Origin of the sequence: Klebsiella sp. Shm-1, from assembly GCF_040804525.1 — a bacterium.
Taxonomy (GTDB): Bacteria; Pseudomonadota; Gammaproteobacteria; order Enterobacterales; family Enterobacteriaceae; genus Klebsiella; species Klebsiella pneumoniae.
The window spans coordinates 1,707,086-1,729,753 of the sequence record NZ_CP161823.1; the positions used below are offsets into that span (position 1 = coordinate 1,707,086).

At 58.9% G+C, this 22,668-nt stretch carries 24 protein-coding genes and 1 other annotated feature; of the genes, 11 read left to right on the forward strand and 13 right to left on the reverse strand.

What is annotated here, in order from left to right; all coding sequences use genetic code 11:
- Position 1 precedes the first annotated feature (1 nt).
- From AB1E37_RS08200 to hisL, 11 genes are all read right to left on the reverse strand, one after another.
- The gene (locus AB1E37_RS08200; RefSeq protein WP_004198905.1) at positions 2-982 is read right to left on the reverse strand and encodes a glycosyltransferase family 2 protein; all 981 of its coding nucleotides are present in this window, start codon (positions 980-982) and stop codon (positions 2-4) included.
- Positions 979-1,356 (reverse strand): GtrA family protein, encoded by a 378-nt coding sequence (locus AB1E37_RS08205; RefSeq protein ID WP_072001698.1) that lies wholly within the window; start codon positions 1,354-1,356, stop codon positions 979-981. The genes AB1E37_RS08200 and AB1E37_RS08205 overlap by 4 nt, the downstream gene beginning before the upstream one ends.
- A 192-nt stretch (positions 1,357-1,548) precedes the next feature.
- The gene (hisIE, locus tag AB1E37_RS08210; protein ID WP_004144136.1) at positions 1,549-2,148 is read right to left on the reverse strand and encodes a bifunctional phosphoribosyl-AMP cyclohydrolase/phosphoribosyl-ATP diphosphatase HisIE; all 600 of its coding nucleotides are present in this window, start codon (positions 2,146-2,148) and stop codon (positions 1,549-1,551) included.
- Positions 2,142-2,918 carry an imidazole glycerol phosphate synthase subunit HisF gene (hisF, locus tag AB1E37_RS08215; RefSeq protein WP_004180497.1) on the reverse strand — a complete coding sequence of 259 codons (777 nt, stop codon included), beginning with the start codon at positions 2,916-2,918 and terminating at the stop codon, positions 2,142-2,144. The genes hisIE and hisF overlap by 7 nt, the downstream gene beginning before the upstream one ends.
- Positions 2,900-3,637, reverse strand: a complete 738-nt coding sequence (hisA, locus tag AB1E37_RS08220; protein WP_032425099.1) for a 1-(5-phosphoribosyl)-5-[(5-phosphoribosylamino)methylideneamino]imidazole-4-carboxamide isomerase — start codon at positions 3,635-3,637, stop codon at positions 2,900-2,902. The genes hisF and hisA overlap by 19 nt, the downstream gene beginning before the upstream one ends.
- Complete coding sequence (hisH, locus tag AB1E37_RS08225) at positions 3,637-4,227, reverse strand: imidazole glycerol phosphate synthase subunit HisH (protein WP_002912227.1); 591 nt, start codon at positions 4,225-4,227, stop codon at positions 3,637-3,639. Before hisH ends, hisA begins: the two co-directional genes overlap by 1 nt.
- Positions 4,227-5,294 carry a bifunctional histidinol-phosphatase/imidazoleglycerol-phosphate dehydratase HisB gene (gene hisB / locus AB1E37_RS08230; RefSeq protein ID WP_004184786.1) on the reverse strand — a complete coding sequence of 356 codons (1,068 nt, stop codon included), beginning with the start codon at positions 5,292-5,294 and terminating at the stop codon, positions 4,227-4,229. Before hisB ends, hisH begins: the two co-directional genes overlap by 1 nt.
- Complete coding sequence (hisC, locus tag AB1E37_RS08235; RefSeq protein WP_048332723.1) at positions 5,291-6,352, reverse strand: histidinol-phosphate transaminase; 1,062 nt, start codon at positions 6,350-6,352, stop codon at positions 5,291-5,293. Before hisC ends, hisB begins: the two co-directional genes overlap by 4 nt.
- Entirely contained in the window at positions 6,349-7,653 is a 1,305-nt protein-coding gene (gene hisD, locus AB1E37_RS08240) for a histidinol dehydrogenase (RefSeq protein WP_032447720.1), read from the reverse strand. Before hisD ends, hisC begins: the two co-directional genes overlap by 4 nt.
- Positions 7,654-7,692: 39 nt before the next feature.
- Entirely contained in the window at positions 7,693-8,592 is a 900-nt protein-coding gene (hisG, locus tag AB1E37_RS08245) for an ATP phosphoribosyltransferase (RefSeq protein WP_002912152.1), read from the reverse strand.
- A 47-nt stretch (positions 8,593-8,639) separates the two neighbouring features.
- Positions 8,640-8,762: a sequence feature (His leader region), on the reverse strand.
- Positions 8,738-8,788 carry a his operon leader peptide gene (gene hisL / locus AB1E37_RS08250; protein ID WP_004899375.1) on the reverse strand — a complete coding sequence of 17 codons (51 nt, stop codon included), beginning with the start codon at positions 8,786-8,788 and terminating at the stop codon, positions 8,738-8,740. (Overlaps the previous feature by 25 nt.)
- 176 nt (positions 8,789-8,964) lie before the next feature.
- Here hisL and AB1E37_RS08255 point away from each other — a divergent pair, with 176 nt between their 5' ends.
- The 4 genes from AB1E37_RS08255 to plaP all read left to right on the forward strand — a co-directional run bounded on the left by AB1E37_RS08255 (position 8,965) and on the right by plaP (position 12,366).
- Positions 8,965-9,789: an SDR family oxidoreductase gene (locus AB1E37_RS08255; protein ID WP_004152513.1), complete on the forward strand. Its 825-nt coding sequence runs from the start codon at positions 8,965-8,967 to the stop codon at positions 9,787-9,789.
- 38 nt (positions 9,790-9,827) lie between these two features.
- On the forward strand, positions 9,828-10,718 hold the full coding sequence (locus tag AB1E37_RS08260) for a LysR family transcriptional regulator (protein ID WP_032447719.1): 891 nt from the start codon (positions 9,828-9,830) through the stop codon (positions 10,716-10,718).
- 237 nt (positions 10,719-10,955) lie between these two features.
- A complete protein-coding gene (gene yoeI, locus AB1E37_RS08265) occupies positions 10,956-11,018 on the forward strand; it encodes a membrane protein YoeI (protein ID WP_096335043.1) in 63 nt (20 codons plus the stop codon).
- The gene (gene plaP, locus AB1E37_RS08270; RefSeq protein WP_004148994.1) at positions 11,008-12,366 is read left to right on the forward strand and encodes a putrescine/proton symporter PlaP; all 1,359 of its coding nucleotides are present in this window, start codon (positions 11,008-11,010) and stop codon (positions 12,364-12,366) included. The genes yoeI and plaP overlap by 11 nt, the downstream gene beginning before the upstream one ends.
- A gap of 182 nt (positions 12,367-12,548) precedes the next feature.
- Here plaP and AB1E37_RS08275 read toward each other — a convergent pair whose 3' ends face one another.
- Positions 12,549-12,860, reverse strand: a complete 312-nt coding sequence (locus AB1E37_RS08275; protein ID WP_002912109.1) for a helix-turn-helix transcriptional regulator — start codon at positions 12,858-12,860, stop codon at positions 12,549-12,551.
- Between the two features lie 239 nt (positions 12,861-13,099).
- Here AB1E37_RS08275 and fusA point away from each other — a divergent pair, with 239 nt between their 5' ends.
- Positions 13,100-15,202, forward strand: a complete 2,103-nt coding sequence (gene fusA, locus AB1E37_RS08280; protein WP_004189173.1) for an elongation factor G — start codon at positions 13,100-13,102, stop codon at positions 15,200-15,202.
- Positions 15,203-15,425: 223 nt separating this feature from the next.
- On the opposite strand, the gene sbcB is transcribed toward fusA, so the two are convergent.
- Positions 15,426-16,850 carry an exodeoxyribonuclease I gene (gene sbcB, locus AB1E37_RS08285; RefSeq protein WP_004189175.1) on the reverse strand — a complete coding sequence of 475 codons (1,425 nt, stop codon included), beginning with the start codon at positions 16,848-16,850 and terminating at the stop codon, positions 15,426-15,428.
- Between the two features lie 180 nt (positions 16,851-17,030).
- Here sbcB and dacD point away from each other — a divergent pair, with 180 nt between their 5' ends.
- From dacD to cobT, 6 genes are all read left to right on the forward strand, one after another.
- Positions 17,031-18,194: a serine-type D-Ala-D-Ala carboxypeptidase DacD gene (gene dacD, locus AB1E37_RS08290; RefSeq protein WP_032447987.1), complete on the forward strand. Its 1,164-nt coding sequence runs from the start codon at positions 17,031-17,033 to the stop codon at positions 18,192-18,194.
- A gap of 176 nt (positions 18,195-18,370) precedes the next feature.
- Positions 18,371-18,844, forward strand: a complete 474-nt coding sequence (gene sbmC, locus AB1E37_RS08295; RefSeq protein WP_002911889.1) for a DNA gyrase inhibitor SbmC — start codon at positions 18,371-18,373, stop codon at positions 18,842-18,844.
- Between the two features lie 98 nt (positions 18,845-18,942).
- Positions 18,943-20,001 carry an FUSC family protein gene (locus AB1E37_RS08300; RefSeq protein ID WP_002911885.1) on the forward strand — a complete coding sequence of 353 codons (1,059 nt, stop codon included), beginning with the start codon at positions 18,943-18,945 and terminating at the stop codon, positions 19,999-20,001.
- 167 nt (positions 20,002-20,168) lie between these two features.
- A complete protein-coding gene (locus tag AB1E37_RS08305; RefSeq protein WP_002911883.1) occupies positions 20,169-20,492 on the forward strand; it encodes a DUF496 family protein in 324 nt (107 codons plus the stop codon).
- Between the two features lie 314 nt (positions 20,493-20,806).
- Complete coding sequence (gene cobS, locus AB1E37_RS08310) at positions 20,807-21,547, forward strand: adenosylcobinamide-GDP ribazoletransferase (RefSeq protein WP_032415205.1); 741 nt, start codon at positions 20,807-20,809, stop codon at positions 21,545-21,547.
- A 27-nt stretch (positions 21,548-21,574) separates the two neighbouring features.
- On the forward strand, positions 21,575-22,642 hold the full coding sequence (gene cobT, locus AB1E37_RS08315) for a nicotinate-nucleotide--dimethylbenzimidazole phosphoribosyltransferase (RefSeq protein WP_032447718.1): 1,068 nt from the start codon (positions 21,575-21,577) through the stop codon (positions 22,640-22,642).
- Positions 22,643-22,668: the final 26 nt, after the last annotated feature.

Here is a 22,668-nt window from a genome sequence, read left to right on the forward strand (position 1 = left end):
ATTATTTTCCATTGCTATCATTACCTACGCTTTCATCAATGAAATATTTAGGTCTATTTTTCGTCTCTATATAAATTTTCCCGACATATTCTCCTATAATACCTAAAGAAAGCATTTGCACACCGCCAAGAAAGAATATAGCGATCATGACTGATGTCCATCCCTCAACTGTAGTACCTGTTGTTTTTTGAATTAAAGCATAAATAGCAGCGATGGTAGATATGATGCAAGTTATAAAACCTGTCATAGCTATAATTCGTAACGGTGTAACTGATAATGAGGTAATTCCCTCGAGAGCCAGCGCAAGCATTTTTTTTATTGGATATTTTGATTCACCTGCAATTCTTTCTTCACGGCTATATTGCACCTCAATCGAGGGGTATCCCACAAGAGGCACTAATCCACGTAAATATATATTTTGCTCTTTATATTGTTTAAGAGCCTCCAACGCACGATTACTTAATAATCGATAATCTGCATGATTTGGAGTTTGATTTACACCCATGTGGGACATTATTGCGTAAAATGCATTAGCTGTTGTACGTTTAAAAAAAGTGTCACTGTCTCGATTACATCTTACGCCGTATACTATGTCATATCCCTGGCTGTAAGCGTCAATCATTTTTTCGATACAATTTACATCATCTTGTAGATCCGCATCGATGCTAATGGTTACGTCTGTATCGACCGAGCGTAACCCTGCCATTAAGGCAATTTGATGTCCTTTATTTCTTGATAATTTTATTCCTCGCACATAGTGATAAGCGGTCGAGGCATCTTTAATTTGTGCCCAAGTATTGTCACGACTACCATCATCGACAAACAAAAGATAACTATTGTTGTTAATTTTATTTCTGGCTATCAATGAATTTAGTACATTCGAAAGCTTTTCGAGACAGAAAGGAAAAGCCTCTTGTTCATTATAGCAAGGTACCACAATAGCTAAAGAAGGAGTGCTTTTTATATCAGTTGAGGTTGTCATTTCATCGCCCAGAACTTGTTTAAAATAAAACCTGTGATAGTGTATGTAAACATCCCAAGGATTTGTGCTGAATATATTTTTTCTGGCATAAAAACGAAAAATATTTTTATGACAATGATATTTGCCACATAACAAATGAAGCAAACACATAAAAATTTTATTAGTCTATCGATGCTAATTGGTTGCGTAAATGTAAATATTGTGTTTGCTATGAAGCTGAAAACAATACCTACAACATAACCCATCGCATTGGACAGATAAATGCCAAGACCCAAATGCATTAGCAGGAAAATTACAACTGCCGTAATTAGTGTATTGACTATCCCAACTAACCCATATTTCATTAGTTGCCATAATGGGCCTGAACTTGGCATTATATACTCCGCTAGCGTTCCAATTGGATGTTAAAAGCGGCAGCATTCTAACAAACTACATCTATCATGTGAATCCAATTCACATCTCAAATATTAGGTTGTAAAGGATATTGGGAGGTATTTCGAGTGCTGCGTGAAGGGTTCATTTAGAAAGAGTAATTAATGGCGGCTTTATAACCGCCATGTCTTATATTACCTATGCCGTGCTCTTAAATTATCAATCACTTCCCCGAGATCCAGCCCCTGGTCCTGCAGCAGCACCAGCAGGTGATACATCAGGTCCGACGCCTCATTCTTCAGCTCGAAGCGGTCGTTCACGGTGGCGGCCAGCGCGGTCTCCACGCCTTCTTCCCCCACTTTCTGCGCAATACGCTTGGTGCCGCTGGCATACAGCTTCGCCGTATAGGAGCTCTCCGGGTCGGCGTGTTTACGCTCGGCCAGCAGCTGCTCCAGCTGATAGAGGAACAGCCACTGGTGGCCGGTTTCGCCGAAGCAGCTGGTGGTGCCTTTGTGGCAGGTCGGCCCGATCGGGTTTACCAGCACCAGCAGCGTATCGTTGTCACAGTCCGGCGTGATGCTCACTACATTGAGGACATGGCCCGAGGTTTCACCCTTGGTCCACAGCCGCTGCTTGGTGCGCGAGTAAAAGGTGACCTTGCCGGTGGCTTCGGTTTTCTCCAGCGCCTCCTTGTTCATGTAGCCGTGCATCAGCACTTCGCCGGATACGGCGTGCTGCACGATGGCCGGCATCATGCCGTCCGTTTTTTCCCAGTCCAGCTGTTCAGTCAACATACCCTTATCTCCACGCCCTGTGCCGCCAGGTACGCTTTCAGTTCGCCAATATTAATAATCTGTTTGTGGAATACCGAGGCCGCCAGCGCGCCGTCAACGTCGGCGTCGCGGAAGGCTTCGAGGAAGTGTTCCATAGTGCCCGCGCCGCCGGAGGCGATCAGCGGGACGTGGCACACCGCGCGAACCTTCGCCAGCTGCTGCAGGTCGTAACCGTTGCGCACCCCGTCCTGGTTCATCATATTGAGAACGATCTCGCCTGCGCCGCGCTTCTGCACTTCCTCCACCCAGTCAAGGGTTTCCCACTGCGTCACCCGGGTGCGGCTCTCATCGCCGGTATACTGGTTGACGTGATACTTGCCGGTCTCTGCGTCAAACCAGGTATCAATCCCCACCACGATACACTGCACGCCAAAGCGGTCGGCAAGGCGGGTGATCAGCGTCGGGTCGGCGAGAGCAGGGGAGTTAATCGAGATCTTATCGGCGCCGAAGGAGAGGATCTGCGCCGCGTCTTCCAGCGACTTGATCCCGCCCGCCACGCAGAAAGGAATATCGATTACTTCCGCCACGCGCGACACCCAGCTCTTGTCGACCACCCGACCGTCGCTGGAGGCGGTGATATCATAGAACACCAGTTCGTCGGCCCCTTCGTCGGCATAGCGCTTGGCCAGCGGGACGATGTCGCCAATGATCTCGTGATTACGGAACTGCACGCCTTTCACTACCTGGCCGTCGCGGACGTCGAGGCAGGGGATTATCCGTTTTGCCAGCATTGAATGGCCTCCGTTACGTTGAATTTACCTTCCAGCAGCGCGCGACCGACAATCACGCCGCGCACCCCGGTGCCGCGCAGGGCGGCAATATCATTGAGATCGCCGATGCCGCCGGATGACTGAAACGCCACCTGCGGGTAGCGGGCGCAGACTTCCTCGTACAGCGAGACGTTAGAGCCTGCCAGCGTGCCGTCGCGGGAGATATCGGTGCACAGCACGTGCTGCAGGCCGACCGGCAGATAACTTTCCACCAGCTCCTCCAGCGTCACGCCGGAGTTTTCCTGCCAGCCGCTGACCGCCACCTGCTTATTGCCGTCGGCGTCGATACGCACGTCGAGGGCGAGCACCAGCCGTTCTGGGCCAAAGCGTTTGAACCAGCCTTTCACTTCCTCCGGGGATTTCACCGCGGTGGAGCCGACCACCACACGGGCGACGCCGGCCTCAAGCAGGGCCGCGACATCCGTTTCGGTCCGCACGCCGCCGCCGACCTGCACCGGGACGTCAACCCCGGCGACCAGCGATTTCAGCAGCGGGATCTGGCGCTTCGCCGGATCCTTCGCCCCGGTCAGGTCGACCAGGTGCAGGACTTCCGCCCCCTGAGCGGCATAGGCCTGCAGGCGCGGCAGCGGATCGCTGCCATAGTCGCGCTGCTGGCCGTAATCGCCCTGATGGAGACGAACGACGGTGCCGTCGATTAAATCTAAAGCAGGAATAATCATCACATCTCCAGGAAGTTTTTCAGCAGCTGCGCCCCGGCGCTCCCGGAGCGCTCCGGGTGAAACTGCACGCCAAAGAAGTTATCTTTCTGCACCGCGGCGGTGAACGCCTCCCCGTAATTGCACTGGGCGATGGTGTACGGGTTGACCGGCATGGCGTAGCTGTGCACGAAGTAGAAATACGCGCCTTCTTCAATGCCGCGGAACAGCCGATCGCCAGCTTTGGCATACACCCGGTTCCAGCCCATGTGCGGCAATGGCAGACCGTGGTCGGTCATCTTCGGCACCTCTTCTTCGATAATGCCCAGCAGATCGACGCCGTTGTTCTCCTCGCTGCGCTTGCCGAGCAGCTGCATGCCCAGGCAAATCCCCAGCACCGGCTGGGTACAGGCTTTGATCAGGTCGATCAGCTCCCGGTCGCGCAGCTGATCCATCGCCGCCTGGGCGGTGCCGACGCCGGGAAGAAACAGTTTATCGGCACGCAATACCACTTCCGGATCGCGGCTGACCACCGGCTCATAGCCGTGGCGGCCAATCGCCGATTTCACCGAATTGAGGTTGGCGCAGCCGGTATCAAGGATCACCACATTCATTACAGCACCCCTTTGGAAGACGGCAGGGCATCGCCCTGGACGCGGATCGCCTGGCGCAGCGTACGGCCAAAGGCTTTGAACAGGCTCTCCACGCGGTGGTGATCGTTCTTGCCCTTGGTTTTCAGGTGCAGGGTCACCGCCATGGTGTAGGAGAGCGAGCGGAAGAAGTGTTCCACCATCTCGGTGCTCAGATCGCCGACGCGCTGATAGGTGAAGTCCGCCTTATACTCCAGGTGCGGACGGCCGGAGATATCCAGCGCGCAGCGGGCGAGACACTCGTCCATCGGCAGCACGAAGCCGAAGCGGTTGATGCCGCGCTTGTCGCCAAGGGCCAGCTTCAGGGCTTCGCCGAGGGCCAGGCCGGTATCCTCCACCGTGTGGTGGTCGTCGATATACAGATCGCCGCCGACGTTAACCTCCATGCGGAAGCCGCCGTGGGTGGCGATTTGGTCGAGCATATGGTCAAAAAAGCCGACGCCGGTATGGATCTTGCTGCCGCCTTCGCGGTCCAGCCACACTTTCACATCCACCTGGGTCTCTTTGGTGACGCGCTCGACGTGGGCATAGCGGTCGCGGCGGGTCAGCTGCTCGCAGATGGTCGGCCAGTCTAGGGTCTCACGGTCATAGCGCAGGCCGGTAATCCCCATGTTATCCGCCAGCTCGAGGTCGGTGGCCCGGTCGCCAATCACATAGCTGTGGGCTTTATCCAGCACGCCCTCTTCCAGCCACGGCAGCACCAGCTGCGTTTTTGGCTTGCGGCAGGCGCAGTTGTCGCCCGGGAAGTGCGGACAAATCAGCACCTCTTCAAAGTTAACGCCCTGCGAGGCGAAGATCTGCATCATCAGGTTGTGCGGGCCATCAAACGCTTCCTGCGGCAGACTGTCGGTTCCCAGGCCATCCTGATTGGTGATCATCACCAGCTTATAGCCTTCCTGCTGCAGCTTCAGCAACGCCGGGATCACCTGCGGCTCAAACGCCAGCTTGTCGAACCGGTCCACCTGGAAATCCTCCGGCGGTTCGGAAATCAGGGTGCCGTCACGGTCAATAAAGAGATACTTCTGGGTCATACATTCTCCGCAGTCAAGGCGTCAATCACGCGCTGGCTCTCGGCACGGGTACCGATAGTGATACGCAAACAGCCGCTTAATGAAGGTTGTTTATTCTGGTCACGTAAGATAATGCCCTGATCCCACAAAGATTTAAACACTGCGCTGGAGGCGGTTATCCGCGCCAGCACATAGTTGGTCTCGGAATCGAAGACCTGCTCCACGCAGGCGATGCCGCGCAGCTGTTCCACCAGGTAGCGGCGCTCGTCAAGGATCTGCGTCACGCGCTGGCGCATCGCGGCGATCCCCTCCGGGCTCAGGGCCTGGGCGGCGATATCGGCCACCGGCGTGGAGAGCGGGTACGGGGCGATCACTTTCAGCAGCACGTTGATCACCTCGGCGTTGGCGAGGGTGAAGCCGCAGCGCAGGCCGGCGAGGGCGAAGGCTTTGGACAGCGTGCGCAGCACCACCAGGTGCGGATAGTCGCTGAGCCAGCCGGCGAGCGTCGCCTGCGGGCAGAATTCAATATAGGCTTCGTCGGCCACCACGATGGCTTTGTTGCGGGTCATCTCCAGCAGGTCGCGCATCGACTGCGGGTCGATAATCTGCCCGGTCGGGTTGTTCGGGCTGCAGACGAAGACCACCTTCACGCCGTCCAGCCGCGCCTCGATGCCCGGCAGGTCGAGCTGCCAGTCGGCTAGCGTCGGCACGGTGCGGCACTCGACGCCGATGGTTTCGGCGCTGACGCTGTACATGCCGTAGGTCGGCGGGCAGTAGAGCACCGCGTCTTCGCCGGGCTCACAGAAGGCGCGGATCAGCAGCTCGATGCCTTCGTCGGCGCCGCGGCTGACCAGCACCTGCTCCGGTTTGACCTCGGCGTAGCGGGCGTAGCTCTCAATCACGGCCTTCGGCTGCGGCTCCGGATAGCGGTTCAGCGTCTGTTCGGTAAGCTGGAAGGCTACGGCGGTAGGGAATTCGTTGGCGTTGAGCCAGACGTCGCCTTTGCCGCCCAGCCGGCGAGCGGATTGATACGGGGTCAGCGCGCGGACGTTGGCGCGGGCTAAATCTTCAATGCTCATGCTTGCTCCTTCAGGGCGGCAACGCGCAGCGTTACGGCGTTTTTGTGGGCGTCAAGGCGCTCGGCGGCGGCCAGGATCTCAATCGTTGAGGCGAGGGCGGCAAAGCCGTCGCGCGACAGCTCCTGCACGGTCATCCGCTTCTGGAAGTCGGCCAGACCGAGGCTTGAGCAGGTGGCGGTGTAACCATAGGTCGGCAGGACGTGGTTGGTGCCCGAGGCGTAGTCGCCCGCGGATTCCGGTGACCAGTCGCCAAGGAAAACGGAACCTGCGCTGGTGATGCTATCCACCAGCTCGCGGGCCTGACGGGTCTGAATGATCAGGTGCTCCGGGCCGTACTGGTTGGAGATAGCCACGCACTGCACCAGATCGCGGGCCACGATGATCCGGCTGGCGGAGAGCGCCACGCGGGCAGTTTCGGCGCGCGGAAGGGCGGCCAGCTGGCGCTCCACGGCTTCGGCGACGCGGCTGCCCATGTCGGCGTCCGGGGTCAGGAGGATCACCTGCGAGTCCGGGCCGTGTTCGGCCTGCGACAGCAGGTCAGACGCGACAAAGTCCGGGTTGGCGCCGCTGTCGGCGATCACCAGCACTTCCGACGGGCCGGCCGGCATGTCGATGGCTGCGCCGTCCAGACGCTGGCTGACCTGGCGTTTGGCTTCCGTGACGTAAGCGTTGCCCGGGCCAAAGATTTTATCTACCTTCGGCACCGACTCGGTACCGAGGGCGAGGGCGGCGATGGCCTGGGCGCCGCCGACGTTAAAGATGGTTTTTACGCCGCACAGCTGCGCGGCATAGAGGATCTCATCGGCAATCGGCGGCGGCGAGCAGAGCACCACCTGCTGACAGCCGGCGATGCGCGCCGGCGTCGCCAGCATCAGCACCGTGGAGAACAGCGGCGCTGAGCCGCCGGGAATGTACAGTCCGACGGAGGCGATAGGGCGGGTGACCTGCTGGCAGCGCACCCCCGGCAGCGTTTCGACATCCACCGCCTGCAGCTGTTGCGCGTTGTGGAAGGTCTCAATGTTATTCACCGCCACCGCCATCGCCTGCTTCAGCTCATCGCTGAGGCGCTCGCCGGCGGCGGCGATCTCCGCCTCGCTCACCTGCAGCGCGGCGACGGTGGTTTTATCAAACTTCGCGCTGTATTCGCGCAGCGCCGCGTCGCCGTTGGCTTTGACGTTATTCAGGATCTCCGTCACCGTTTTACTGATGCTGTCGGAGGCGGAAATCGCCGGGCGCGTTAAGAGTTGCTTTTGTTGGTCTGCGCTACAGCCGTTCCAGTCGATGATTGTGTTGAAGCTCATGATTGTATTCCCCTGTGTGTCCCGTGACCGGCTGGCCGATTACTCCATCATTTTCTCAATCGGCAGCACCAGAATGGAGCTGGCGCCCAGCGCCTTCAGTTTTTCCATGGTCTCCCAGAACAGGGTTTCGCTGCTGACCATGTGCATCGCCACGCGCTGCTTGTCGCCTGCCAGCGGCAGAATAGTCGGCCGCTCGGCGCCCGGCAGCAGGGCAACCACTTCTTCCAGGCGTTCGGTCGGGGCGTGCATCATGATGTATTTCGACTCGCGGGCCTGAATCACGCCCTGAATACGGGTCAGCAGGCGGTCAATCAGCTGCTGTTTGGCGTCGGCCATTTCGCCGTCGCGCTGGATCAGACAGGCTTTGGAGCGGTAGATCACTTCCACTTCGCGCAGGCCGTTGGCTTCCAGAGTGGCGCCGGTGGAGACGAGGTCGCAGATAGCGTCGGCGAGGCCGGCGCGCGGCGCCACTTCCACGGAGCCGTTCAGCAGACAGGATTTAAAGGAGATACCTTTTTGATCGAGGTAGCGCTTCAGCAGGTGCGGGTAAGAGGTGGCGATTCGTTTGCCGTCCAGCGCCGCCGGGCCGTTCCAGGCTTCATCCACCGGAGTCGCCAGCGACAGGCGGCAGCCGCCGAAGTCGAGACGGCGCAGGGTGAAGTAGCGCGGGTCTTCGCCCTGGGCGCGGCGGCTGAGCAGCTCTTCTTCCAGCACGTTTTCGCCGATAATGCCGAGGTCGACAACACCGTCCATCACCAGGCCCGGGATATCGTCATCACGCACGCGCAGAATATCGATTGGCATATTTTCCGCCAGCGCAATCAGACGCTGGGTGTGCAAATTGACTTTAATGCCGCAGCGGCTGAGTAATTCGCGTGAATCTTCGCTTAAACGGCCTGATTTCTGAATAGCTATGCGTAAACGGGTGTTGTCTAACATTGTTCTTTTCCTCTGAATACCTGTCTGAATCTGTCCGAATTTGGTCCAAAAAAAAGCCCCCGGAAGTGAATCTTCCGGGGGCTCTCTGCGCGTTCATGCACCACTGGAAGATCCAAACGTCTTCCAGCACACATCGCCTGAAAGACTAGTCAGGATGATGGTGATGATGGTGGTGTTTAAATTGAACGCGGTTCATAAAAATTCTCTGTGAATGACTATGCATTTGATGTCCTTTAACCTAAACCACTTCCGCCGCAGAAAGCAAGGGCTTTTTTCTATCATTAATTCATTTCATATTGAGCGAAGAAATTGTCAGTTGCCGCTGGCTGGCGTAGCCTGTAATCAGCACAGCGAAAGAGTCAGGAGCCTGGGATGAAAAAGGTCGCGATAGTCGGTTTGGGATGGCTGGGGATGCCGCTGGCGCTGTCGTTGACGGCGCGAGGCTGGCAGGTTACCGGCAGTAAAACTACGCAGGATGGCGTGGAGGCGGCGCGGATGTGCGGGATCGACAGCTATCCGCTGCGCCTGGAGCCGCAGCTGGTCTGTGATACCGAGGACCTCGACGCGCTGATGAACGTCGATGCGCTGGTGATCACCCTGCCGGCCCGGCGTACCGGGGCAGGGGAAGGGTTTTATCTACAGGCGGTGCAGGAGATCGTCGATACCGCGCTGGCTTACCATATTCCGCGGATCGTCTTCACCAGCTCCACCTCGGTGTATGGCAACGTCAACGGTACGGTGAAGGAGAATTCCCCGCGTCTGCCGCAAACCGCCAGCGGACAGGTGCTCAAGGAGCTGGAGGACTGGCTGCACAACCTGCCGGGGACGTCGGTAGATATTCTGCGCCTGGCCGGGCTGGTGGGGCCTTCCCGCCATCCGGGACGTTTTTTCGCCGGCAAGTCGGCGCCGGATGGCCAGCACGTGGTCAATCTGGTGCATTTGCAGGATGTGGTGGCCGCTATCGAACTGCTGCTGCAGGCCCCGAAGGGCGGGCACATCTATAATCTATGTGCGCCCCGCCATCCGGCGCGCGGCCTCTTTTATCCGCAGATGGCCCGCGAGCTCGGTCTGCCGCCGCCGGTGTTCAGCGACAGCCCGGACGGCGGCCAGGGCAAGATTGTGGATGGCAATCGTATCTGCAATGAGCTGGGGTTTGAGTACCAGTACCCCGATCCGCTGGTGATGCCGATGGAGTGATCCGCCAGCGGTGATTCGCATACCGTAAGGGGGTAGCGATGAAACCACTGCTGGATGTCCTCGTGATCCTGGATGCCCTGGAAAAAGAGGGGAGCTTTGCCGCCGCGTCGGCAAAGCTCTTTAAAACGCCCTCGGCGCTGAGCTACACCATTCACCGCCTGGAAAGCGATCTCAATATTCAGCTGCTCGACCGCAGCGGCCATCGCGCGCGCTTTACTCCCAGCGGACAGATGCTGCTGGAGAAAGGGCGGGAGGTGCTGCATATCGCCCGCGAACTGGAGAACCGGGCGGTTAAGCTGCAGCAGGGGTGGGAGAATAGCCTTCGTCTGGCGGTGGACAGCACCTTTCCCGTGGCGCTGCTCTCGCCGCCAATCGCGGCATTTTATCAACAACAGCCGCTGACCCGGCTGCACTTTACGCTGAACCCCTCCCTGCTGGACTGGCGGCCGCTGACTGACGGGCAGGCCGATCTGCTGCTGGGGGCGCTTGGCGAACCGCCGCCGCTGAGCGGTTATGACTATCTCCCCCTCGGCGAGCTGGAGCTGCTGCTGGTCGTTGCCCCACAGCATCCGCTGGCGCGACACCGCGCACCGCTAAGCTGGCGAACCCTGCGCCGTTACCGGGCGGTGGCCACCGGCGAGGGCGGGGCGCTACTCAGCGATCAGGAGACCCTGACGGTGTGTGACGCCGCGGGGCAGCTGGCGCTGCTGCGCCTGGGGCTGGGCTGGGGGTGCCTGCCGCGCTATCAGGTGCAGGGTCTACTGGACAGCGGCGAGCTGGTCTGCATGACCGTGCGCGGGCTATCGTCTCGTCAACGCGCGTGGATCGCCTGGAATGACGCCACCTGCGGTTTGGCTGGCAAATGGTGGCGGGAAACGCTATTAGCAAATAGTGCTATTTTTACAATTTATCATACGGAAACCGTATAGATATTAGCACGTTAAAAATTATGCTTACGCAATGAACTTCATAACATCTTGTCAACGCCGTTGAATTTGTTGCAAAATATGCGGCCTGAAAACCAGAGACTAGCCGACGCTTTTTTTTAAAGTGTCGGTTATTTTTTTGGTCGAAAGACACATCATTCAATACCAAGAGGCCGGGCTTCGTACCGGATAGATATTTACTAAAAACCGACAGTCGTTGTCGCTGAGGAATAGAAAGAAATGGGGCAATTTTTTGCTTACGCGCTGGCGTTCACCGTAAAAGGGGATAACTATGTCGCATAACGCTACTCCAAATACCTCTCGCGTGGAATTACGTAAAACGCTTACGTTAGTTCCGGTTGTAATGATGGGCCTGGCCTATATGCAGCCGATGACGCTGTTCGATACGTTTGGTATCGTCTCTGGTATGACCGACGGTCACGTGCCGACGGCCTACGCCTTTGCGTTAATCGCTATCCTGTTTACTGCCCTGAGCTATGGCAAGCTGGTACGTCGTTACCCTTCTGCCGGCTCGGCGTATACCTATGCGCAGAAATCCATCAGCCCGACCGTTGGCTTTATGGTGGGTTGGTCCTCGCTGCTCGACTACCTGTTCGCGCCGATGATCAACATTCTGCTGGCGAAAATCTATTTTGAAGCGCTGGTGCCTTCGATTCCGTCGTGGGTGTTTGTTATCGCGCTGGTCGCCTTTATGACCGCCTTTAACCTGCGCAGCATTAAATCCGTGGCCAACTTCAACACCGTGATCGTGGTGCTGCAGGTGGTGCTGATTGCCGTTATCCTCGGCATGGTGATTTATGGCGTGTTTGAAGGCGAGGGCGCCGGTACGCTGGCCAGCAGCCGTCCGTTCTGGTCCGGTGACGCGCACGTGATCCCGATGATTACCGGGGCGACGATCCTGTGCTTCTCGTTTACCGGTTTCGACGGCATCAGCAACCTGTCTGAAGAGACCAAAGATGCAGAGCGCGTCATTCCGCGCGCGATCTTCCTGACCGCGCTGATCGGCGGCCTGATCTTCATCTTTGCCACCTACTTCCTGCAGCTGTACTTCCCGGATATCTCGCGCTTTAAAGATCCGGATGCGTCACAGCCGGAAATTATGCTCTACGTGGCAGGTAAAGCCTTCCAGGTTGGCGCGCTGATCTTCTCCACCATCACCGTACTGGCGTCCGGTATGGCGGCGCACGCTGGCGTGGCGCGTCTGATGTACGTGATGGGCCGCGACGGCGTGTTCCCGAAAAGCTTCTTCGGCTACGTGCACCCGACCTGGCGCACTCCGGCGATGAACATCATCCTGGTCGGCGCGATTGCGCTGCTGGCGATTAACTTCGACCTGGTGATGGCGACGGCGCTGATTAACTTTGGTGCGCTGGTGGCGTTTACCTTCGTTAACCTGTCGGTGATTTCCCAGTTCTGGATCCGTGAGAAACGCAACAAGACGCTGAAAGACCACTTCCAGTATCTGTTCCTGCCGATGTGCGGCGCCCTGACCGTTGGCGCGCTGTGGGTCAACCTGGAAGAGAGCTCGATGATTCTGGGCCTGATCTGGGCCGGTATCGGTCTGGTCTACCTGGCCTGCGTGACCAAAAGCTTCCGCAACCCGGTGCCGCAGTACGAAGATGTGGCGTAAGGCGTAGCGTGATGTGATTGAGAAAAGCCGGAGGGAAACCTCCGGCTTTTTTTTCGTCTGCGCCGGTTCGACATCGAGGTCTGATTTTTTTGCAGGGCGGCGCTTGCCGGGCTTGGGGGACATAAGCTGACGGGAGGCCGCCGTAGGCCGGGTCAGGCGCAGCCGCCACCCGGCAGAAGAGCTTATCCTGCCTGCACCATAACTTTCAGCAGCGTATCCAGCAGGCCGGGAAAACGGGCGTCCAGATCTTCCCGGCGCAGCGAAATCATGTTCTCCCGTCCCTGAGGCCGTTGCCAGATCACACCGCTGTCGCGCAGGACGCGCCAGTGGTGGGTCATGGTGGACTTGGCCACCTCCTCCTGGCGCAGGGCGTTGCAGCTCAGCTCGCTGCCGTCGGCCAGCGTACGAATGATCTCCAGTCGCAGCGGGTTTCCGAGCGCGGAAAGGACATTTTCCAGGCGAATTTGTTCTCGTTCGGGGTGATTGGCGATCATAATAATCCTGTGTCGGCGGTGGCGCGGCGCATCGCAGCCGCAGCCCATATCGGCGGCTGGCGGCTACTATACCCAAACTCCGGTTCTGATACCACGCGCGCCGCCGCAACCTGCCCAATCGTAATGATAGCAAAAATAGTTCGAATATACTCGTACAGTTGTACTAAGATAGACGCAGTTAAATGAACTGCGGATCATTCCGACCGCAGACTGACCGTCAAAACGACTAAGGACGCATCATGCCCCGACCCATCCCTCTCGAACGTTATCGCAACATCGGTATCTCCGCGCATATCGATGCCGGTAAAACCACCACCACCGAGCGCATCCTGTTTTATACCGGGATGAGCCATAAGCTGGGTGAAGTACACGATGGCGCGGCAACCACCGACTGGATGGCCCAGGAGCAGGAGCGCGGGATCACCATTACCTCGGCGGCGGTAAGCTGCTTCTGGCCGGGGATGGACCGCAGCTTCGAGCCGCACCGGATCAATATCATCGACACCCCGGGGCACGTGGATTTCACCATTGAGGTGGAACGTTCTATGCGCGTGCTCGACGGCGCGGTGATGGTGTACGACTCCGTCGGCGGGGTGCAGCCCCAGTCGGAGACCGTCTGGCGCCAGGCGAATAAATACCACGTTCCGCGGCTGGCCTTCGTCAACAAGATGGACCGCCCGGGGGCGGACTTCTTCCGCGTGGTGCAGATGATGATCGACCGCCTGAAGGCTAACCCGGTGCCGATTGTGATCCCCATTGGCGCTGAAGAGCATTTCACCGGCGTCGTCGACCTGGTGAAAATGCGCGCCATCCTGTGGGATGACGCCACCCAGGGCATGACCTTCAGCTATGGGCCAGTCCCTGACGAGCTGTTGGCGACGGCGCAGCAGTGGCGGGAGAAAATGGTCTCGGCGGCGGCGGAAGCCAGCGATGAGCTGATGGATAAATACCTGGAAACCGGTGAGCTGGACGAGGCGGAGATCGTCGCCGGCCTGCGCCAGCGCACGGTGAAGGGGGAGATCCAGGCGGTGCTCTGCGGGAGCGCCTTTAAAAACAAAGGCGTGCAGCGCATGCTCGATGCGGTGGTGGAGCTGATGCCATCGCCGCTGGATATTCCGGCGATACAGGGCGTCGATGAGCAAGGCCAGCCGGCGGAACGCCATCCGAGCGACGATGAGCCGTTGTCGGCGCTGGCGTTCAAACTGATGACCGACCCCTACGTCGGCCAGCTGACCTTTATCCGCGTCTACTCCGGGACGCTGAAGAAAGGCGATGCGGTGTGGAACCCGGTGAAGGGTAAGAAAGAGCGCATCGGGCGTATCGTGCTGATGCAGGCCAACGACCGTCACGAAGTTGACGAACTGCACGCCGGGGATATCGCGGCCTGCGTCGGTCTGAAGGATGTGACCACCGGCGATACGTTATGCGACCCGGATGCGATCATTACCCTCGAACGGATGGAGTTTCCGGAGCCGGTGATTTCGCTGGCCATCGAGCCGAAGACCAAAGCGGACCAGGAGAAAATGGGCATCGCGCTGCAGCGGCTGGCGGCTGAAGATCCGTCGTTCCGTCTGCATACCGATGAAGAGTCCGGCCAGACGATTATCTCCGGCATGGGTGAGCTGCATCTGGAGATCATTGTCGACCGGATGAAGCGCGAGTTTGGCGTCGAGGCCAACATTGGCCGTCCGCAGGTCACCTACCGCGAAACCCTGCGCAAGAAAGTGACGGACGTGGAAGGCAAATTTGTGCGCCAGTCCGGCGGCAAAGGGCAGTATGGCCACGTCGTGCTGACCCTGGAGCCGCTGGAGCCGGGCAGCGGTTTCGTCTTCGAGGACGCCACCAAAGGCGGCGTGGTGCCGCGCGAGTACATCCCTTCCGTGGAGAAAGGGCTGCGCGAAGCGATGGGCACCGGCGTGCTGGCGGGTTATCCGGTGGTTGACGTGAAAGCGACCCTGACCTTCGGGTCGTACCACGACGTGGACTCCTCGGAGATGGCGTTCCGCATGGCGGCGATCTTCGGCTTCCGGGAGGGCGCGCGCAAAGCGGACCCGGTGATCCTTGAGCCGGTGATGCACGTCGAGGTGGAGACGCCGGAAGAGTACGCCGGGAATATTATGGGCGATCTCTCTTCCCGTCGCGGGATGGTGCAGGGGATGGAAGAGCGCTTCGGCAGCCAGATCATCCGCGCCGACGTGCCGCTGGCGGAGATGTTTGGTTATTCCACCACGCTGCGCTCGATGTCGCAGGGACGGGCAACCTACAGCATGGAGTTCCACCATTACGCGGAAGCGCCGCGTAATGTGGCGGATGAAATCATCGCCAGCCGCGCGAAAAGCTAAGCAACGTTCCCGGGTGCGACGCGAGGCGTCTTACCCGGGCTACTCTGGTACCAGCGCCCAGGCCCGGTAAGGCGAAGCCGCCACCGGGCAAAAAGGTAAGCACGAACTGGGGACGCAATGCCCGGCGGCGCTGCACTTGCGCGGGCCTACGGTCAGGCGTCCTCCCCGGTCATCGTTTGTAGCCCGGGTAAGGCGTTAGCCGCAACCCGGGAATTTCAGCCAATCAGACAATATCCTGCACGTACTGCCACAGCGCCTTCAGCTGCGCCAGCTTCTCTTTATCATCCGCATACTGTTGATACAGCATCTGCAGCTCATCGGCATAGGCTTGCAAAAACTCTGGCGTAAACACCTGACGACGGTGCTCTAACCAGCGCTGCTGCTCATGTTCATCGAGCGTGCCGGGGAAGTTGCGCGCCCGGTAGTTAAACAGCAGGCGTTCGATACGCTTATCGGCGAAGGTAATATCCAGCGCCGGCAGATTGCGCGGTTCGGTTTCCAGCACGATTTTCATCGCCGCGCGGTCGGCATCGCTAAAGAACCCATTGTACAGCTGGGCGTCGACGTTTTCGGACGGCACGAACGGCTCGGCTTCGGCATAGACCGCCACCACTTTCTCCCGCACCTGCGGATTCGCCCGCAGCAGCTGGGCGTTCTCCAGACAGCGCTGAATGGAGATCCCCAGCCGGTCGGCATCCTGCGGGCGCAGGGTATTGGCCTGGGCCAGTACCGGACATTTATTTAAATGCACCAGCTTAATCGGCGCCGCCGGCAGATCGCCAAGCTCGGCGCGCGGGGTGTAAAGCCGCTCGCGCAGGGCATCGGCATCCAGTTCCAGCAGCGGCGCCATATCGCCCGCCAGATCGACCATAATCACCGCATTGCGGTTTTCCGGATGCCAGGCCAGGGGCGCCACCAGGCTGGTGTTGCCGCGCGCGGCGCCAAACATGCCGGAGACATGCACCAGGGGCTTCATCTGCGGCACGTCGATAAGCGTCGCCAGCTTGCGCTTATTGCGGTGGCTGTAGAGATAATCAAACAGCCGCGGCTGCCGGGTTTTCACCAGCTTCGCCATGGCGATGGTGGCGTATACGTCGGCCATCGCGTCATGGGCGTTCTGGTGTTCAATACCGTTGGCGACGGTCAGATGTTCAAGCCGGAAGCTGGGCAACCCTTCGTCATTCTCTGGCCAGGCGATCCCTTCCGGGCGCAGGGCATAGCAGGCGCGCATCACGTCGAGCAGATCCCAGCGCGAGTTATCGTGCTGCCAGCTCCAGGCATAAGGGTCATAGAAGTTGCGATAGAAGATATTCCGCGTCACTTCGTCATCAAAGCGCACGTTGTTATAGCCGACGATACAGGTTTGCGGCACCGTGAACAGATCGTGGATGCGGCGGGCAAATGTGGCCTCATTATCCCCTTTGGCCAGCGCTTCCTGCGGCGTGATCCCGGTGATCATCACCGCCTGCGGCTGCGGCAGGTAATCGTCAGCGGGTTTGCAGTAAAACACTTCGGGCTCGCCGAGCACGTTCAGCTCCGCGTCGGTGCGGATGGCGGCGAACTGCGCCGGCCGGTCGAGGGAAGGGCTGGTGCCGAAGGTTTCATAATCGTGGAATAAAAATCCGGGCTGGTTGACGCTATCTTGCATAGTCTGTTCATTATCCGTGGTGGCGTGCGACCGGTATGGTAAACGATTTGCCCGGTCATCAGAAGGGTCGCGGCAAGCAACTTCCTCCGCTGTGTCATATTTTCTTGCAATTAAACCCTGATATGAAACGCGAAGTTCCGTAAAAAGGACGGCGGATCTGTAAATCTAGAGGATATGCCGTTGAAAGGCCGTTTGTTTATTGCTGTATCTTTGCTCGCTTCGAGCGTTTCCTGCGCATTTGCCGTCGACTTACCTGCTACGGTCGCGCCGCCTTCTATTCAGGCTGGCTCCTGGGTGCTGATGGATTACACCACCGGTCAGGTCCTGACCGCGGGTAACGAACATCAGCAGCGTAATCCTGCCAGTCTGACCAAACTGATGACCGGCTACGTGGTCGATCGCGCCATCGACAGCCATCGTATCACCTTTGACGATATCGTCACCGTGGGTAAAGACGCCTGGGCGAAGGGCAACCCGGTGTTCGACGGGTCATCGCTGATGTTCTTAAAGCCAGGGGATCGCGTCAGCGTCCGCGACCTCAGCCGCGGGCTGATTGTCGACTCCGGTAACGACGCCTGCGTCGCGCTGGCCGACTATGTCGCCGGCGGCCAGCCGCAGTTTGTCGCCCTGATGAATCAGTATGTCGAAAAACTGCACCTGCGGGACACCCATTTCGAAACCGTCCACGGCCTCGACGCTCCGGGCCAGCACAGTTCGGCCTATGACCTCGCGGTGCTGTCGCGGGCGATTATTCATGGCGAACCAGACGTCTACCACATGTACAGCCAGAAAAGCCTGACGTGGAACGGGATCACCCAGCAAAACCGTAACGGTCTGCTGTGGGATAAAACGATGAACGTCGATGGCCTGAAAACCGGCCACACCTCGGGGGCCGGGTTCAACCTGATCGCCTCGGCGGTGGATGGCCAGCGCCGGCTGATCGCCGTGGTGATGGGGGCGGACAGTCCGAAAGGCCGCGAGCAGCAGGCCGCTAAACTGCTGCTCTGGGGGCAGCAGAACTTTGATACCGTGCAGGTGCTGCAGAAGGGGCAGAAGGTCGGCACCGAGCGTATCTGGTACGGCGATAAAGAGCAGATTAAGCTCGGCACCGATCAGGATTTCTGGTTAGCCCTGCCGAAGGCGGAAGTGTCGCGCATTAAAGCGAAATATGTGCTGGATAAGAAGGATCTTGAGGCGCCGATCGCCGCCAATCAGCGGGTTGGCGAGATTTCACTGTATGACGGCGACAAGGTGGTGGGGCACTATCCGCTGGTCACCCTCGAAAGCATCAATAAAGGCGGAGTGTTCTCGCGAATGAGCGATTACCTGCATCACGAGCTGTAACCACGCCAACCGCCTCTTTGCAGGCGGTTTTTTTTCGCCTGTCGCTCGTGCTGGCGGGGCGCCTGTTTTTACAGCGGTGTGGTGGCGACTCTGTGAATTCGCGCACATACTGAAGGGGGATCTCCTGTTAAATTAACTGTATATTCATACAGTGATTTATCTCCAAAGGAGGCAAGATGAACTACAGCATCACCACCCTCGGCAAGAAAACCATCGCCGGTTTCCATCTGGTCGGGCCCTGGGATCACACGGTCAAGCAGGGGTTTGAGCAACTGATGATGTGGGTTGAGAACCACCAGGTGCCCGCCCGCGAATGGGTGGCCGTCTACTACGATAACCCGGAGGAAGTGCCGGCGGAAAAACTGCGCTGCGCGACAGCGGTCACCGTGGATGAGGATTATGTCATTCCCGCCAACAGCGAAGGGGTGATCCTGGCGGCGATTGCCGGCGGGGATTACGCCTGCGCCCGCGCGCGGGTGGTGGATTACGACTTCGCCACCCCGTGGATGCAGTTTTTCGACAGCCTGCAGCAGAGCACGGCGTATCGCATCGCCCCCCAGCCCTGCTTTGAGGTCTATCTTAACGACGGCAACCACGACGGCTACTGGGATATCGACATGTATGTTCCCGTTGAGCGCGTCGCGTCGTAGCGGTTTACCCCTGTTCCGGACAAGGTTTTTTACATTCCCGGCATGCTCCGGGCGAAAAAGCAGTTACAATTGGCCTTTTCGTTTTGCCGGAGAGGGTTGTGCGCGCTGATAAATCACTCAAGCCATTTGAGATCCGCTTGTATCGCCATTATCGGGTGGTGCATGGTGTGCGGATTGCGCTGGCCTTTGTGCTCACTTTTTTGCTGGTGCGGCTGCTGAACGTGCCTGAGGGAACCTGGCCTCTCATCACTCTGGTGGTGGTGATGGGGCCGATCTCCTTCTGGGGTAACGTCGTGCCGCGGGCGTTTCAGCGTATCGGCGGCACGATCCTCGGTTCGGCGCTGGGGCTGGTGGCGCTGAAGCTTGAGCTCATCTCCCTGCCGCTGATGGTCCTCTGGTGCGCGGCGGCGATGTTCCTCTGCGGCTGGCTGGCGCTGGGCAAGAAACCCTATCAGGCGCTGCTGATCGGCATTACTCTGTCGGTGGTGGTCGGGGCGCCGCCCGGCGATATGCATACCGCGCTGTGGCGAAGCGGCGATGTGATCTTCGGCTCGCTGCTGGCGATGCTGTTTACCGGCATCTGGCCGCAGCGGGCGTTCATCCACTGGCGCATCCAGATGGCCAGCTATGTCACCAACTTTAACCGCCTCTACCAGGCCGGCTTCTCGCCAAATCTGGTGGATCGACCGCGGCTGGAAAAGCATCTCCAGCAGGCGCTGAACGACGTGGTTAAAATGCGCGGGCTGATCACCCCCGCCAGCAAAGAGACGCACATCCAGAAGGCGATCTTCGAGGCTATCCAGACCGTCAGCCGCAACCTCGTCTGCATGCTGGAGCTGCAGATCAACGCCTGGTGGGCAACGCGTCCGGGTCACTTCGTGATGCTCAATGCGCACACCCTGCGGGAGACGCAGCAGATGACCCAGCAGACGCTGTTGTCCATCGCCCACGCGCTGTACGAAGGGAACCCTCAGCCTGTGCGCGCCAACAATGAAAAGCTGACTGAGATCGTCCTCGAACTGCGCCAGCTGCTGAAAGAGCAGGGTGATGACGGCCTGGCGGAAACCCCGGTCCATGGCTATGTTTGGCTCTCAATCGAACTGGCGCGCCAGCTGGAGCTGCTCTCGCATCTGATCTGCCGCGCGTTGCGCAAATAAACACCAGATGCACCGGGTAACCACATGGGTTGTTTCGATTCAGCAGCGTTTAGGGTTATGATAAACGCAAAGGAAAAAACATTGTCATCAGCGGCTGCTAGCAGTTATGTTAGCCCTATAACGCAGTCGCTTTACGAATCCGAATCTCAATTATTAGGGGTGTAAAAATGGAAACAACTAAGCCTTCTTTCCAGGACGTACTGGAGTTTGTTCGTCTGTACCGTCGTAAGAACAAACTGCAGCGTGAAATTCAGGACGTTGAGAAAAAGATCCGTGATAACCAGAAGCGCGTTCTGCTGCTGGACAACCTCAGCGACTACATCAAACCGGGCATGAGCGTGGAAGCCATCCAGGGCATCATCGCCAGCATGAAGAGCGATTACGAAGATCGCGTTGATGATTACATCATCAAAAATGCCGAGCTGTCCAAAGAGCGCCGCGACATCTCGAAAAAACTGAAAGTGATGGGCGAAGCCAAAGTCGAAGGCTAAACCCTGCCGGTCCGGCGGCGGTCAGCGTCGCCGGGCTGTTCCGCGTTTCCCTCTCTTCCCTGCTTTTTTCTGCGAAAACTTTGTTCCGGCAACTGCCTCTCCTCACCGACACTTTGCTATACTGGCCCGCGAAAAACGTATTGATATCGGAAAGGTTTCTCTCATCCTGGCCGGGCATCTGACGCAGCGGCGTCAGGGCGATATCTCAACACCTCTCACCTCTCCGACGATCGATTCGCCAGAAGACAAATTCAGGTGCTGACCGGGCGCGACAGAACTCTTCCGCTGCTTTCGCCGACAGGAGTCAACCTCACGTGATTAAGTCATTCTTTGCTGCACTCTCGTTTATCAGCCGCCTGCCGGTCCCGGCGCGGTTATCTCAGGGCCTGGAGATCGAACAGTACCAGCGCAGTATCGTCACCTTTCCGCTGGTCGGTTTACTGCTCGGCGCCATCGCCGGCGCGGTGGCGCTCCTCCTGCAGCCGTGGTGCGGCGTCCCGCTGGCGGCGCTGTTCGGCGTGCTGGCGCTGGCGCTGCTCACCGGCGGATTCCACCTTGACGGGCTGGCTGATACCTGCGACGGCATTTTCTCCGCCCGCACCCGCGATCGGATGCTGGAGATCATGCGCGACAGCCGGCTGGGCACCCACGGCGGGCTGGCGCTGATCTTCGTGCTGGTGGCGAAAGTGCTGGTGATTGGCGAGCTGCTGCTGCGTGATATCCACCCCATCGCAGCCCTGGCGGCGGCCTGCGCCGTCGGTCGCGGGATGGCGGTGCTGCTGATGTATCGTCATCGCTATGCGCGGGAAAAGGGGCTGGGCAATCTGTTTATCGGCAAAATTAGCCTGCAGCAGACGCTGGTGACGATGGCGATGGCGATCGCGCTGGCCACCGCCCTGATGGGGCTGCAGGGGCTGCGCGCCGCGCTGATCACCCTGGTGCTGATCTGGGGTCTGGGATGGGCGCTGAAGCGAACCCTCGGCGGGCAGACCGGAGATACCCTCGGGGCGGCGATTGAGCTGGGCGAATTACTCTTTTTACTGGCGCTGCTGTAAGGCCTGACGCCAACGGTGAGGAACAGAATGGAAACAGTTTCGGCGTTACTGGCTGCCATTCCGCAGCCCGATGTGGCGGGCATGGCGCGCGCTCAGCAGCATATTGATGGCCTGTTAAAGCCGCCCGGCAGTCTTGGCCGTCTGGAGACGCTGGCGGTACAGCTGGCCGGTCTGCCTGGTTTGCAGGGGCAGCTGGCGCTGGCGGAGAAAGCGATTGTGGTTATGTGCGCCGACCATGGCGTCTGGCATGAAGGCGTGACTCCTTCGCCGCAGGGGGTGACGGCCATTCATGCCGGCAATATGGTGCGGGGCAACACCGGCGTCTGCGTGCTGGCGGCGCAGGCCGGGGCCAGGGTGCAGGTGGTGGATGTCGGCATCGATGCCGACCCGCTGCCGGGCCTGATTAACCTCAAGGTGGCCCGCGGTAGCGGGAATATCGCCCGGACGGCGGCCATGAGCCGCCAGCAGGCGGAGACGGTGCTGCTGGCCAGCATGCATCTCACCCGCCAGCTCGCTGCCGACGGGGTGAAAGCCTTCGGCGTCGGCGAATTGGGAATGGCCAATACCACCCCGGCCGCAGCGACAATCAGTGTCCTGACGGGCAGCGACCCTGACGCGGTGGTGGGCTGTGGGGCCAATCTGCCGCTGGCGCAGCGGGGCCATAAGGTGGCGGTGGTGCGCCAGGCGATAGCCCATAATCAGCCGAACCCGGCCGACGGGCTGGATGTCCTGGCGAAGGTGGGGGGTTACGATCTGGTGGGCATGACCGGGGTGATCCTCGGGGCGGCCTCCTGTGGCCTGCCGGTGGTGCTGGATGGCTTCCTCTCCTATGCCTCTGCCCTGGCCGCCTGCCGCATGGCCCCGTCGGCGCACCCTTATCTTATTCCTTCACACCTGTCGGCGGAGAAAGGGGCGCAGATCGCCCTCGACGCGCTGGGTCTGCGGCCGTATCTCGATATGGACATGCGCCTGGGAGAGGGCAGCGGCGCCGCGCTGGCGATGCACCTGCTGGATGCCGCCAGCGTGATGTACAACCAGATGGGAACGCTGGCGCAGAGCAATATTGTGTTGCCCGATAGCGCGCCGTCATCCTGATGGTAAAGCGCATCGTCCCGCGATGG

Bases quoted from the DNA above. Each gene is read 5' to 3' on its own strand.
- hisF (WP_004180497.1), bottom strand. From the start codon at position 2,918: ATGCTGGCAAAACGGATAATCCCCTGCCTCGACGTCCGCGACGGCCAG.
- hisH (WP_002912227.1), bottom strand. From the start codon at position 4,227: ATGAATGTGGTGATCCTTGATACCGGCTGCGCCAACCTCAATTCGGTG.
- plaP (WP_004148994.1), top strand. From the start codon at position 11,008: ATGTCGCATAACGCTACTCCAAATACCTCTCGCGTGGAATTACGTAAA.
- cobT (WP_032447718.1), top strand. From the start codon at position 21,575: ATGGAAACAGTTTCGGCGTTACTGGCTGCCATTCCGCAGCCCGATGTG.
- AB1E37_RS08205 (WP_072001698.1), bottom strand. From the start codon at position 1,356: ATGCCAAGTTCAGGCCCATTATGGCAACTAATGAAATATGGGTTAGTT.
- sbcB (WP_004189175.1), bottom strand. From the start codon at position 16,850: ATGCAAGATAGCGTCAACCAGCCCGGATTTTTATTCCACGATTATGAA.
- hisIE (WP_004144136.1), bottom strand. From the start codon at position 2,148: ATGTTGACTGAACAGCTGGACTGGGAAAAAACGGACGGCATGATGCCG.
- fusA (WP_004189173.1), top strand. From the start codon at position 13,100: ATGCCCCGACCCATCCCTCTCGAACGTTATCGCAACATCGGTATCTCC.
- AB1E37_RS08260 (WP_032447719.1), top strand. From the start codon at position 9,828: ATGAAACCACTGCTGGATGTCCTCGTGATCCTGGATGCCCTGGAAAAA.
- AB1E37_RS08255 (WP_004152513.1), top strand. From the start codon at position 8,965: ATGAAAAAGGTCGCGATAGTCGGTTTGGGATGGCTGGGGATGCCGCTG.
- AB1E37_RS08275 (WP_002912109.1), bottom strand. From the start codon at position 12,860: ATGATCGCCAATCACCCCGAACGAGAACAAATTCGCCTGGAAAATGTC.
- hisG (WP_002912152.1), bottom strand. From the start codon at position 8,592: ATGTTAGACAACACCCGTTTACGCATAGCTATTCAGAAATCAGGCCGT.
- hisA (WP_032425099.1), bottom strand. From the start codon at position 3,637: ATGATTATTCCTGCTTTAGATTTAATCGACGGCACCGTCGTTCGTCTC.
- hisC (WP_048332723.1), bottom strand. From the start codon at position 6,352: ATGAGCATTGAAGATTTAGCCCGCGCCAACGTCCGCGCGCTGACCCCG.
- sbmC (WP_002911889.1), top strand. From the start codon at position 18,371: ATGAACTACAGCATCACCACCCTCGGCAAGAAAACCATCGCCGGTTTC.
- AB1E37_RS08200 (WP_004198905.1), bottom strand. From the start codon at position 982: ATGACAACCTCAACTGATATAAAAAGCACTCCTTCTTTAGCTATTGTG.
- hisB (WP_004184786.1), bottom strand. From the start codon at position 5,294: ATGACCCAGAAGTATCTCTTTATTGACCGTGACGGCACCCTGATTTCC.
- AB1E37_RS08305 (WP_002911883.1), top strand. From the start codon at position 20,169: ATGGAAACAACTAAGCCTTCTTTCCAGGACGTACTGGAGTTTGTTCGT.
- hisD (WP_032447720.1), bottom strand. From the start codon at position 7,653: ATGAGCTTCAACACAATCATCGACTGGAACGGCTGTAGCGCAGACCAA.